Annotated in this window: 15 protein-coding genes; 1 reads left to right on the top strand and 14 read right to left on the bottom strand. The window is 42.6% G+C overall.

Annotated features, from left to right (window positions below):
- Nucleotides 1-53: 53 nt before the first annotated feature.
- The 11 genes from rnc to V7L95_RS14530 all read right to left on the bottom strand — a co-directional run bounded on the left by rnc (nt 54) and on the right by V7L95_RS14530 (nt 10,505).
- Nucleotides 54-797 (bottom strand): ribonuclease III, encoded by a 744-nt coding sequence (gene rnc / locus V7L95_RS14580; protein WP_008344850.1) that lies wholly within the window; start codon nt 795-797, stop codon nt 54-56.
- Nucleotides 798-981: 184 nt separating this feature from the next.
- Nucleotides 982-1,215 (bottom strand): acyl carrier protein, encoded by a 234-nt coding sequence (acpP, locus tag V7L95_RS14575; RefSeq protein ID WP_008344853.1) that lies wholly within the window; start codon nt 1,213-1,215, stop codon nt 982-984.
- Between the two features lie 81 nt (nt 1,216-1,296).
- Entirely contained in the window at nt 1,297-2,040 is a 744-nt protein-coding gene (gene fabG / locus V7L95_RS14570) for a 3-oxoacyl-[acyl-carrier-protein] reductase (protein ID WP_340966978.1), read from the bottom strand.
- Nucleotides 2,040-2,984 (bottom strand): ACP S-malonyltransferase, encoded by a 945-nt coding sequence (gene fabD / locus V7L95_RS14565; RefSeq protein ID WP_284565073.1) that lies wholly within the window; start codon nt 2,982-2,984, stop codon nt 2,040-2,042. Before fabD ends, fabG begins: the two co-directional genes overlap by 1 nt.
- A 15-nt stretch (nt 2,985-2,999) precedes the next feature.
- Nucleotides 3,000-3,998: a phosphate acyltransferase PlsX gene (gene plsX, locus V7L95_RS14560; RefSeq protein ID WP_050827257.1), complete on the bottom strand. Its 999-nt coding sequence runs from the start codon at nt 3,996-3,998 to the stop codon at nt 3,000-3,002.
- A gap of 15 nt (nt 3,999-4,013) precedes the next feature.
- Nucleotides 4,014-4,580: a transcription factor FapR gene (fapR, locus tag V7L95_RS14555; RefSeq protein WP_017359102.1), complete on the bottom strand. Its 567-nt coding sequence runs from the start codon at nt 4,578-4,580 to the stop codon at nt 4,014-4,016.
- Nucleotides 4,581-4,692: 112 nt separating this feature from the next.
- Nucleotides 4,693-6,741, bottom strand: a complete 2,049-nt coding sequence (gene recG / locus V7L95_RS14550; RefSeq protein WP_241511893.1) for an ATP-dependent DNA helicase RecG — start codon at nt 6,739-6,741, stop codon at nt 4,693-4,695.
- On the bottom strand, nt 6,719-7,621 hold the full coding sequence (gene sdaAA / locus V7L95_RS14545; protein WP_340969059.1) for an L-serine ammonia-lyase, iron-sulfur-dependent, subunit alpha: 903 nt from the start codon (nt 7,619-7,621) through the stop codon (nt 6,719-6,721). The genes recG and sdaAA overlap by 23 nt, the downstream gene beginning before the upstream one ends.
- A gap of 20 nt (nt 7,622-7,641) precedes the next feature.
- Nucleotides 7,642-8,304 (bottom strand): L-serine ammonia-lyase, iron-sulfur-dependent subunit beta, encoded by a 663-nt coding sequence (gene sdaAB / locus V7L95_RS14540; protein WP_008344864.1) that lies wholly within the window; start codon nt 8,302-8,304, stop codon nt 7,642-7,644.
- A gap of 149 nt (nt 8,305-8,453) precedes the next feature.
- A complete protein-coding gene (locus tag V7L95_RS14535; RefSeq protein WP_008344868.1) occupies nt 8,454-10,127 on the bottom strand; it encodes a DAK2 domain-containing protein in 1,674 nt (557 codons plus the stop codon).
- Between the two features lie 15 nt (nt 10,128-10,142).
- The gene (locus V7L95_RS14530) at nt 10,143-10,505 is read right to left on the bottom strand and encodes an Asp23/Gls24 family envelope stress response protein (RefSeq protein WP_241511892.1); all 363 of its coding nucleotides are present in this window, start codon (nt 10,503-10,505) and stop codon (nt 10,143-10,145) included.
- 271 nt (nt 10,506-10,776) lie between these two features.
- Here V7L95_RS14530 and rpmB point away from each other — a divergent pair, with 271 nt between their 5' ends.
- The gene (gene rpmB / locus V7L95_RS14525; RefSeq protein WP_003212514.1) at nt 10,777-10,965 is read left to right on the top strand and encodes a 50S ribosomal protein L28; all 189 of its coding nucleotides are present in this window, start codon (nt 10,777-10,779) and stop codon (nt 10,963-10,965) included.
- 69 nt (nt 10,966-11,034) lie between these two features.
- On the opposite strand, the gene spoVM is transcribed toward rpmB, so the two are convergent.
- The 3 genes from spoVM to rpe form a co-directional block, all read right to left on the bottom strand.
- On the bottom strand, nt 11,035-11,115 hold the full coding sequence (spoVM, locus tag V7L95_RS14520; RefSeq protein ID WP_008354550.1) for a stage V sporulation protein SpoVM: 81 nt from the start codon (nt 11,113-11,115) through the stop codon (nt 11,035-11,037).
- Nucleotides 11,116-11,186: 71 nt separating this feature from the next.
- Nucleotides 11,187-11,831 carry a thiamine diphosphokinase gene (locus V7L95_RS14515; protein ID WP_210552426.1) on the bottom strand — a complete coding sequence of 215 codons (645 nt, stop codon included), beginning with the start codon at nt 11,829-11,831 and terminating at the stop codon, nt 11,187-11,189.
- 59 nt (nt 11,832-11,890) lie between these two features.
- Complete coding sequence (gene rpe / locus V7L95_RS14510; protein WP_017367226.1) at nt 11,891-12,541, bottom strand: ribulose-phosphate 3-epimerase; 651 nt, start codon at nt 12,539-12,541, stop codon at nt 11,891-11,893.

The raw sequence follows: 12,541 nt of genomic DNA, 5'->3' as shown, positions 1-12,541 counted from the left end.
GAAAAAAGATGATGGAAAACAGAGTGAAATCCCCCTGAATCACGAGGGGGATTTTATTGGTTCATATGATGTTTCTGTAATTTAGCAAGTGCTTCCTGTGCAGCATGCTGTTCCGCTTCTTTTTTTGAACGGCCATTTCCAATTCCGAGCACTTCACCTCTAAGGGATACATTTGCTTCAAATTCCCGGTTATGTGCTGGACCTTTTTCATGCAGGATTCGGTATTCAAGTACACCTTTTCCATCTCGCTGAACAAATTCTTGAAGCTGGCTTTTAAAGTCCATGACATGTGAGAATGCCCCGTCATTAATTTTCGGGTACACATAGGCTTCTAGGAATCGTTCAACAGGCTCAAGTCCTTGATCTAAATAAAGCGCTCCGATAAACGCCTCAAATACGTCTGCTAAGAGTGCTGGGCGTTTTCTGCCGCCTGTCATTTCTTCCCCTTTTCCTAAAAGAACAAGGTCTCCGAAGGACAGCTCATGCGCTAATGACACAAGTGATGGCTCACATACGATCGCCGCTCTCAGTTTTGTTAAATCTCCCTCGCTCATGGCTGGGTACTTTGCAAATAAGAACTGTGAGATCGTCAATTCTAAAACAGCGTCCCCTAAAAATTCAAGTCTTTCATTATCCTCATAAGGTTTTTTACGATGCTCATTCACATAAGAGGAATGTGTAAAGGCTTGATAGAGTAGTTTCTCATTTTTAAAGTGTACAGAAATGCGCTGCTGAAATTCTCTGAATTGCTCTAGTTTTTTGCTCTGTTTCTGTTTGTCTTTATATTGTTTTGGCATAGCAACCTCCAGGTAGGCGTTATCGCCTTTAAGGATACTGATTATATGGAGTCTCTCTTTCTACATGCAAGGAAACCGTGCTCCTTAGCATCTGAAAAAGGCTGACAATTGATCAGCTGAATATGTTGAAACTAACATAAATTTTCAAAGTCCCGCCATGAATATAGACGGGACTTTGTTACGCTTATTGCTGGTTATTTATGTAGTTCACAGCGTCACCGACTGTTGCAATTTTTTCAGCATCTTCGTCAGAAATTTCCATATCGAACTCATCTTCAAGTTCCATAACTAGCTCAACTACATCAAGGGAATCAGCGCCTAAATCTTCTTTAAATGAAGCCTCCATTTTCACGTCAGCCTCATCAACGCCAAGGCGGTCTACAATAATTTTTGATACACGCTCTAATACGTCTGCCATTGCCTTTCACCTCCCCTCAAAGTATTATAGTTGATTCGTTTTTAAAAAACTAGAGAAAACGTAACGAAATTTTGATATTTCTTAGGACATAACCATTCCGCCATCCACTTGGATGGTTTGGCCTGTAATATAACCTGCTCCTTCTGAAGCTAAAAAGACAACAACGTTGCTTATATCTTCAGGCGCACCAAAGCGTGCGAGCGGGATTTGCTTAAGCATTTCTGTTTGAACATTCTCATCAAGCTTGTCAGTCATATCAGTAGAAATAAAGCCTGGTGCTACGGCATTGACTGTAATATGACGGCTTGCCAGCTCTTTTGCTGTTGTTTTCGTTAAACCGATCACACCAGCTTTTGCTGCAACATAGTTTGCTTGTCCAGGGTTTCCGCAAACGCCGACAACAGATGCTACATTGATGATTCTTCCGCTGCGCTGTTTCATCATTTGACGTGTCACAGCTTTTGTACAGTTGAAGACACCTTTTAAGTTTATGTTAATGACATCATCCCATTCATTTTCTTTCATTCTCATGAGCAGGTTGTCCTTTGTAATTCCAGCATTATTCACAAGAATGTCGATTGAACCAAATGTATCAACGGCTTGTTTCATTAATGCCTGTACTTCTTCTGCATTTGACACATCCGCTTTGAAAGCAAAAGCCTGCTGGCCAAGTGCTTTGATCTCATCGACGACTTCATTTGCTTTTGCTTCGTTTCCGGAATAGTTCACGACAACATTTGCACCACTTTTCGCTAGATCGATCGCGATGGAACGGCCAATCCCGCGTGATGCACCTGTGACAACGGCTGTTTTATTTGTAAGCATCAAGAATCCCCCTTGAGTGTTTGAATGGCTGCTTCAATTGTTGCTTGATCTGATACGGAAATGGTCGTCAGGCGGCGATTGACTTTTTTCACAAGACCTGAGAGCACTTTACCAGGACCAATTTCAATAAATGTTGTCACGCCTAAGTCAATCAGGCGTTCTACACTTTCTTCAAATCGAACAGGAGAATACAATTGTTCAATCAGCTTCGTTTCAATTTCATTACGTGATGTCACGATGTCTGCTGTTACGTTTGAAATCACTGGCGTTGCGGCATCAGAAATGTCTAATTTAGATAATACATCTGTGAATTTTTCAGCTGCTGGTTTCATTAATGCAGAATGGAAAGGTCCACTCACTTCAAGTGGAATTGCACGTTTTGCGCCCTTTTCTTTCGCTTTCTCTGATGCAAATTCCACACCTTTTGCTGTACCAGAGATGACGATTTGCCCCGGACAGTTTAAGTTCGCGAGTTCTACAAGATGACCGCTTTCTGTCACTTCTTTTGTCACTTCTACAAGCGCCGCTTGGTCTAAGCCAAGAATCGCCGCCATTGCGCCTTCTCCTGCTGGAACGGCTTCATTCATTAATTCGCCGCGCTTTCTCACTGCGAAAACGGCATCATTAAACGAAAGAGCTCCCGCTGCAACAAGGGCTGTATATTCACCCAGACTGTGCCCTGCTGCATAATCTGCTTTGATTCCGCTCTCTTCAAACTTCTTTAAGATCGCGATGCTTGTCGTTAAAAGAGCTGGCTGTGCATTATATGTCAGCGTCAGTTCTTCTGCATCTCCTTCAAAAATCATTGAAGATAAATCAAAACCAAGGGTCTGATCTGCTTCTTCAAACACAGCTTTAGATGCTGCTTCTTGGTCAAATAAATCTTTTCCCATGCCAATTTTTTGAGAGCCTTGGCCTGGGAATAAAAAAGCAATTTTACTCATGCTGCTCTACCTCCATTACGACTCATTCGTGTCTTCTTTTTGAACTTCTTGATGAATGATAGCTGAAACGTCTTTTTTAACGATGTCGCGCGCCTGACGAATGGCATGAAAAATCGCATTTTCATCAGAGGAACCATGCGCTTTAATAACGGGTGCTTTTAAACCAAATAATGCGGCACCACCATATTCGGAGTAATCCATTTTAGATTTCATCTGCATTAATTTTGGCTTCATCATACCTGCTGCTATTTTAGCTGTGAAGCTGGATGTTAAGGTTTCTTTCAGCATTTTAAAAACAGAAAGAGCTGTGCCTTCGATCGTTTTAAGGGCGATATTCCCCGTGAAACCATCTGTGACAACGACATCAGCTACACCTTCTAATAAGTCACGCGATTCTACATTTCCTATGAAATTCAAATCTGATGCTTTTAATAATTCAAAGGTTTTTTTCGTTAAATCGTTGCCTTTTTTATCTTCTGTCCCGACATTTAAAAGTCCAACGCGTGGATTGCTCTTCGGGAAGACATGCTCTGCGTAAATAGATCCCATCATGGCATATTGCACAAGATGCTCTGGCTTTGCATCAACGTTTGCGCCGACATCCAATAATAAGAACCCGCTGCCATCAAGTGTTGGCAACGTCGGAGCAAGTGCTGGTCTGTCAATGCCATCAATTCTGCCTACGATAAACAGGCCTGCTGTCATGAGTGCCCCAGTATTTCCAGCTGAAATACAGGCATCTGCTCTTCCTTCTGAAACTTCCTGCGCCATTTTCACCATAGAAGAATCCTTTTTACGTCTCACTGCACGCACTGGTTCATCCGTCGGTTCAATGACTTCTTTTGCATCTAAGATCGTGATGCGTTCATGATTTGTTATGTATGATTTGATCTTGCTTTCATCGCCGACTAGTGTAATCTCGATATCTGAAAATGCTTCTAAGCTTTTTTGCACACCGTCAATAATGGCTTTAGGGGCATGATCTCCCCCCATTGCATCGACTGCAATTCTCATGTTATGTGCCACCTTTTACTTTTGTTTTGAGCGATACATGACGAAATCGCCTGAGAAGACAACTTCCTCACCTACATAGCTGTTTACTTCAACTACGGTTCTGCCTTTTTCTTTATCATGTGAGGCAACTTTGGCTTTTGAGACGACTCTTTCGCCTTGTTTGACCTGCCTTGTAAACTTAATATTTGCTTTTGCTGTCAAAGCCAGTTCATCGTCGATGACGGCTACTGCCAGCGAATTTGCCTGGGCAAAAAGATGATGTCCCCTGGCAATTTGGTTACGGCTGAATACATGCTCTTTTCTCACTTCAAAAATGGAAATCGCTTGATCATCAAGCTCTACATCAATCATTTCTCCAATGACTTCATCCAGCGGAAGAGACTTCACTTCATCCTCTAATGTCTTTTCGGCCACGTGCTTAATTCGTTCGCGTAATTCAGGGATTGACAGCTCCAAACGGTCAAGACGAACTGTTTGAATGCTTACACCGAACTTACTTGCCAATTCTTCATCAGTAATGAACGGAGTCGAGCTGATCGTTTGCTGGAGAAGCTTTTGTCGTTCTTTTTTATTTAGTTTCATATGCAGACACCATCCGTACATTTATGACTAGGTACTAATAGTAGTATATAATCTCATAGATGATAAATCAATCCTTGTTTCAAAAAGACAAGAAAATTCCTCCAGCACTTGATCAGCTCAATTTATCTCCGCCTAGCACACCGCTGTCTACGAGTGTTTGCCTAAGTTCTTTGTATTCAGGTTCTGTCCAAAAGGCTTCAGACTGCACGAGCTCTGCCGCATCTTTTCTAGCGGTTTCAAGCGCTCTATAGTCATGAACCATATCTGCCACTTTAAATTCAGGCATTCCGCTTTGTTTCTTGCCAAAGAAGTCGCCAGGGCCTCTTAGTTCTAAGTCCTTTTCAGACAGTTCAAAGCCATCCGTTGTTTCAGACATGATCCGCATGCGCTCTTTACCGGTCTCTGATTTAGGGTCCGCCATTAAAATACAAAAAGATTGATGCTCTCCGCGTCCGACCCGGCCTCTTAACTGATGAAGCTGTGACAGTCCAAAGCGGTCCGCATCATAAATGACCATGATGGTCGCATTCGGCACGTTGACACCAACTTCAACAACTGTCGTTGACACAAGGATTTGCACTTCATTGGAAGTGAAATCTCTCATCACTTGATCTTTTTCATCACTGGCAAGTTTCCCATGCATTAAGCCGATCGACCATTTTCCCCGATACGCCTCTGTCAGCATGCTGTGAACATCAATCGCATTTTGGACATCCAGTTTGTCTGATTCTTCTATAAGTGGACAAATAATATACGCTTGTCTGCCTTTTCTCAGCTCTTTATCAACAAAAGCAAGAATCCGCTCAAGCATGTCATGCTTCACCCAATACGTTTCAATCTGCTTTCGGCCGGCTGGCAGCTCATCAATGACTGAGACGTCCATTTCTCCAAATACTGTGATGGCAAGCGTTCTTGGAATCGGCGTTGCGGTCATAAACAAAACATCTGGGTCCTGCCCTTTGCTTCGCAGCTTTTTCCGTTGTTCCACGCCGAACCTGTGCTGTTCATCTGTAATAACAAGACCAAGCTGCTGAAATTCCACTTCGTCCTGGATAAGGGCATGCGTGCCGACTAAAATATCAATATCTCCCTCTTTCAGACGTTCAAGCAGTTCTCTGCGGCGCTTTCCTTTCACTGAACTCGTCAAAAGAGCAATATTTAGCCCCCATTTTTCAAATAGCTGATACAGTGAATCGGCATGCTGTTCAGCCAAGATTTCAGTTGGCACCATCAGCGCACCTTGAAAGCCGGATAAATGAGCGGCATAAAGGGCAATTGCCGCTACAGCTGTTTTCCCCGATCCAACATCACCTTGAAGAAGCCGGTTCATCCGGTACGGGGATGCCATATCAGACATAATTTCATCAAGCACTCTTGATTGTGCTTTTGTCAGCGGAAACGGCAGGCTATGAACAAACTCAAAGACCGCCTCTTTTGAGAACGGATGCTGGATGCCTGATGTTTTTTCTCGTTCTTTTTTTCTGATCGCCTGCATCTTCAGCTGAAAGATGAGAAATTCCTCGTACACGAAGCGTCGTCTTGCTTGCTTGAGCGAGTCTCTCGTTTCAGGGAGATGAATGGTTTTTAGTGCTTCATGATAAGACATGAGTTTATAAGCAGCTACAAGTTGCTTTGGCAGTGGATCTTCAGCATGATCTACATAGAGTGACAACGCTTGTTTCACAAAACGCCTCATCATCTTCACGGTTACATTTTCTTTGACCGAATAAACAGGTTCTATACTGCCATCTTGTTCGTGTGTTCCTTTTTTAAATTCCTGAACCATAATGGATTGCCGGTTTTTATCCCACTTCCCTGTGACGGATACCGTATCGCCTAAAACAAGACTTCGTTTTAAATAAGGTCGATTGAAGCATATGGCTGTAATCAAAAAACGACCGACAAGCAGCCTGAATGTCAGCCTGCTTCGTTTTTTTCCATAATAGGTGAGAACGGGCTCACTGTGCACTTTTCCTTCAACTGTGACACGTTCGTCATGTCTGACTTCTTCTAAGTTGCGAAGCTCATAGTCGTCATATCGATAAGGAAAGTAGCCGAGTAAATCGGCTACTGTGTAGATTCCAAGTTCATTTAGTGTTTTTTCTGTTTCTTCTCCAATCCCTTTGAGGGCAGAGATCTTATCTTGCAATTTCTGTATCACGAGATGAGGTCACACCTCCGAAAATCTTCTTTTCAAGCTCCCTAGCTGTCGGTGTTGCAGCAAGTCCGCCTTGTGCAGTCTCACGAAGAGCGGTTGGCATCGTTTGACCAATTTTGTACATCGCATCAATGACTTCATCACAAGGGATGCGACTTGTAATGCCGGCAAGTGCCATATCTGCTGCAATCATCGCATTAGAAGCGCCCATTGCGTTTCGTTTCACACATGGCACTTCTACAAGTCCTGCGACTGGGTCGCAAACAAGACCCAGCATATTTTTTAAGGTGATGGCCATGGCTTCAGCGGATTGCTGCGGCGTACCGCCTGCCATTTCTACAATGGCTGCTGCTGCCATACCTGATGCAGATCCTACTTCTGCCTGACAGCCGCCTGCTGCACCAGAGATACTTGCGTTATTGGCGACAACAAAACCAAATGCACCAGATGTAAATAGGAATCTGACCATTTGTTCCTTTGTTGGCTTTAATGTTTCTTTCACCGCAAAGAGCGTTCCTGGCACAACACCTGCAGAGCCAGCTGTAGGCGTTGCACAGATCGTTCCCATTGCTGCATTCACTTCATTTGTTGCCACTGCCTTACTCACGGCATCTAAAATGGTATGACCAGACAATGTTTTGCCTGATGCGATATATGCTTGAAGTTTCACCGCATCCCCGCCTGTTAAACCAGATAATGATTTCACACTTTTCAATCCGTTTTCAACGGCCTGTTCCATCACTTCTAGGTTGCGGTACATCTGCGAGAAAATGTCTTCACGTGACTTCCCTGTCACTTCCATTTCTTGAGTAATCATAATTTCTGAAATGGAGGTATTCCGTTCTTCTGTTAGCTGCACGAGTTCTTTGACGTTTTTAAACATCATACATAACCTCCTTGTTGTTACTCTGCAATTTGTGTGACTTGAATAATGTTTGGCAGCGTCTCAAGCTCTGTTAAAACCGCTGGATCAATATTCTGATCCACTTCAATCGTCATGAGTGCTTCTTGCCCGACCTCTTTACGTGCCACTTCCATATGACCAATGTTGATGGCGAATTTCGCTAACACATTGGCAACTGCTGCAATCGTCCCGTAGCGGTCGTTATGAACCACAAGAATGGCCGGATGATTCCCTGAGAGTCTCAGTTCAAAGCCATTTAATTCTGTGATTTCAATTTTACCTCCGCCAATGGAAATCCCGATTAATTCAAGGCTTCCATTCGCATCTGAAATTTCTACTTTTGCTGTATTTGGATGCGCTGGTACCGCATCTTCTTCTTTAAACTCAATGTCGATTTCTTTGCTTTTTGCAATATCAATCGCTGTTTTAATTCGTTCATCAAATGTATCAAAGTCAAGAACACCGCCGATAATGGCTACATCTGTCCCGTGTCCTTTATACGTATCTTTAAAAGAGCCATAAAACGACACAACAATTCGTTTCGGTTCCCTTCCGAACAAGCTGCGAGCCACTCTTCCAATACGAGCCGCACCCGCCGTGTGCGAACTTGATGGACCAATCATGACGGGTCCAATAATATCAAACACACTTCTAAATTTCATAGGTCTTCCCCTCTCATCACCAATCACAGATTGGTTTGTTACTCCCTTTAGACTAATGGATTCATTCGATTCCCGCAACTCATTTCACCGATGAACACATAGTAAAAAAATGCAAAAGAAGAAGAAGGGCTTCATGTGCCCTTCTTTCTTTATTCAACAGCCAAAATATATGAATAAAGCGGCTGTTTTCCATCGTGGACTTCAACTTCTACATCTTCAAATGTGTCTTCAATATATGCTTCTAAAGCTTCCATCTCATCAGATGATGCATCTTCCCCTTTGATGATTGTGACAATCTCATCATCTTCTGTCACCATTTGGGTCAAAAGCTCTTTTGCTGCATCTAATTGATTTTTAGCTGTTAAGGTGATTTTTCCATTGTATAGGCCCATATAGTCGCCTTTGGCAATGTCGATCCCATCAATTTGGGTATCTCTCACTGCAAAGGTAATTTGGCCGCTTTTCACATGATCAATCGCTTCTAACATCGCTGCTTCATTGTCTTCATTTGAAGCTGCTTCATTGAGAGAAAGAAGTGCCGACATTCCTTGAGGAACGGTCTTTGTCGGAATAACAACGACCTCACGACTTGAGACAGTTGCCGCCTGTTTAGCTGCCATGACAATATTAGAATTATTAGGTAAGATAAAGACGGTTTCGGCATGAATGCTATCAATTGCTTTGACAATGTCTTCTGTGCTCGGATTCATCGTCTGTCCGCCTTCAATGACGACGGATGCTCCGATACTTTTAAACAAGTCAGCAATCCCTTCTCCCATTGCGACACTCACTACTCCAAAACGCTGTTTTTCAGCAGCTGTTGCTTTTGGTGTAGCAGGCGAGTGATCTTTTTCTTCATTGACGATCGAGCTATGCTGCTCTCTCATGTTTTCAATTTTCATATTAATTAAGCTGCCATAGCGCTGTGCATATGATAAGACATCTCCTGGCTGCTCTGCATGAATATGAACTTTTGCAAGCGTATCATCAGATACCACAAGAAGTGAATCTCCGAATTCGCTTAATTCTTCTCTGAAGGCATTTTCGTCAAAGGACTGTTTGTCTTCTTCGAATTTCACCATAAATTCTGTACAATAGCCAAATTCAATATCTTCTGTGTTCATATGGCTTTGTGCACTTTTATGATGCTCTGCACTCACTAATTCTTTTAATGTTGGCAAAGAGGCCGTTTTAGGAGGAAGCTCTTCTCCTCTTAATGAAGCAAGGAAACCTTCATATACACAAAGAAGCCCTTTACCGCCGCTATCTACAACGCCGACTTCTTTTAAAACAGGAAGGAGATCTGGCGTGCGGTCCAGTGATGCTCTTGCTTCCTCAATCGTTAATTCAAGCACACGATCGATTTGGTCTTCTGTTGCTGAAACAGCAACCGCTTTCTTTGCTGCGTCCTTTGCAACCGTTAAGATGGTTCCTTCAATCGGTTTCATGACGGCTTTATATGCTGTATCAACGCCGGCCTGCAAGGCAAGCGCAAATTCTTTTGCGTCAATTGTTTCTTTTTGTTCTATATTTTTGCTGAAACCTCTGAAGAGCTGAGACAGGATCACACCTGAGTTTCCTCTTGCCCCCATTAACAGCCCTTTCGACAGAGCCACCCCGACCTTACCAATGTGATCGGTATTTGTTTCTTCAACTGCTTTTGCCCCTGAAGTCATTGACAAATTCATATTTGTCCCCGTGTCTCCGTCTGGCACTGGAAAAACATTTAACGCATCAACAATTTGTGCGTTTTGAGAAAGATGGTGAGCACCTGCAAGAATCATTTTTGCAAATGAGCGGCCACCCAGATTTCTAATAGACAATATATTTCCTCCTTACTACGGGTTCGTAACTTTTACTCCTTGTACATAAATGTTGACTGAGTCAACTGAAAGTCCAATCGTGTGATGAATCGTATATTTGACTTTCGTTTGAACATTATGTGCGACTTCTGATATTTTTGTACCGTAGCCAACGATGATGTACATATCAATATGAATGCGATCTTCTTTTTGACGCACAAGAACACCCCGGCTGAAGTTCTCTTTGCGGAGAATATCCGTCAAGCCGTCCTTTATTTGATTTTTGGACGCCATGCCAACAATACCATAGCAATCGATCGCAGCGCCTCCTGCCACCATTGCAATGACTTCATTTGATATATCAATTTGTCCGTATTTCGTTCTAAGTTCAATGGACACATTGGTTCCCCCTTTTTGAGAAATTGCCCTGAGTTATCACTATTTTACTATAAGACCCTTCTTTTTAAAAGAAATCATTCAATCCGACCCAATCCTACTTATACTATAGCCTTGAATTTTTATCAAGATGTCAAGGTATTTTTCTTGAAAGAGGTGCAAACAATCCTTGCAAACCCCTTGAAGCTGTGGTAAATTATTAAAGTATCTTGAGGCATCTCTAAGTACGTATATGAAGAATATGATGATGTTTTCGCAGTTAGGAGGGAAACAAATGGCACGTAAATGCGTTATTACAGGCAGAAAAACAAAAGCTGGGAACAACCGTTCTCACGCAATGAACTCTACAAAACGTACATGGGGCGCGAACCTTCAAAAAGTTCGTATTCTAGTGGACGGTAAGCCTAAAAGAGTATATGTATCAGCTCGAGCTTTGAAATCTGGTAAAGTTGAGCGTGTATAAGCAAGAGTAAACGCCTGCTACAGTTAAATGTAGCAGGCGTTTTTATGTGGAAATAAAGGAGATTACTCATTAATCTTTCTTAAATGAACCAAGCATCGCACGGACAATGCCGCCAAGAAATCTAGGCAGTTTGATTGTATAAAATTTCATTTTGTCCCCCTCCTAAAAGTACCGCTTGCAGCACAATTGAGCTTAATCAGCCATCCACATTGATAGGTTGGTCAATCTTTGCTTCTTACCATTATTAATATGCCTTCATGAAAAGAAAAAGTACCATTTGAGTGGATGAGTTCGTTACTAATACATAGTGTGGAACCAGGCTCAATATGACAATTTTTCAGAGGATATTTGAAACCTTTTAATGTCAGCTTTTCAACCGATGTACCGAAGGGCAAAAACGACACATATTTTTTATCCGGGTCTTGTTTGATTTCGTATGTACCAGGTCCAAACATTTGAATGATATTTTGTTTATCTACAAGGGTCATGCTCTGTTTGTGCTGAATGCCTTTATAAAGGAGATGGATATTCCCAAGAAAATGATCTGCTCTTCCGCCTGTGATGCCGTAAATTTGAATATGTGCTGGATTCTGACGCAAAGACCAGTTCAGCGCAAGTTCTAAATCCGTTTCATCTTTCTCTGCCTGAAATAAATTGAGTGCAGGCAATTTCTTTTTCAGTTCATGAAGCTCTTCTTCTGTCACACTATCAAAATCACCAAATGCTCTGTCAGGTACAATGCCATGCTCTAGTAAGAAAAGGGTTCCCCGATCTACGCCGACCCAGAGAATGTCCTCCTCAGATGCTTCATGATCAAGCGGCGGGATGTACGCAGAAGGACCGCCGGCTACGATATGTATGTGCATGATTACGCTCCTCTCCATTGAAAAAGAACCAAAGATCACAATGACTTTGGTTCTTTTTCTTATGCTTCTCGAATGGCCTGAATGGCCGCCGCGCGGTCGTCTTTCCCATATACCGCTGAGCCGGCAACAAGTAGATTAGCGCCTGCTTCTTTGCAGCTCTTTGCTGTCTCTACATTGACACCGCCATCTATTTCAATAAGTAAATCAGTTAAGCCTTTTTGTTCACTAAGTGTCTTTACTTCTTTTACCTTTGAGAGAACAGAAGGAATAAACGCCTGTCCGCCAAAACCAGGGTTCACCGTCATGAATAAGACAAGGTCAACATCCTCTAATACATGCGCGATTTGAGAAACGGGTGTGTGCGGGTTTAAAACAACCCCTGCTTTGACACCTTGTTCTTTTATATGCTGAATCGTGCGATGTAAGTGTGGACACGCTTCAACATGAACAGAAATAATATCAGCGCCCGCTTTTGCAAATGCAGGGATATACTGGTCTGGCTGCTCAATCATTAAGTGAACATCGAGCGGCAGCTTTGTATGCGGCCTGATCGCCTCCACTACATTTGGTCCAAATGTCATATTCGGTACAAAATGACCGTCCATCACATCAATATGAATATAATCCGCTCCACCTTGTTCCACATCACGGATATCTTTCTCCAGATTGGCAAAATCGGCTGATAAAATGGATGGGGCAATATAAACCAT

The organism is Bacillus sp. PPSBB_11, from assembly GCF_038023285.1.
Taxonomy (GTDB): Bacteria; Bacillota; Bacilli; order Bacillales; family Bacillaceae; genus Bacillus; species Bacillus altitudinis.
Note: the sequence above shows the minus strand (reverse complement) of the source record. Positions and strands in the feature narration are given on the sequence as shown.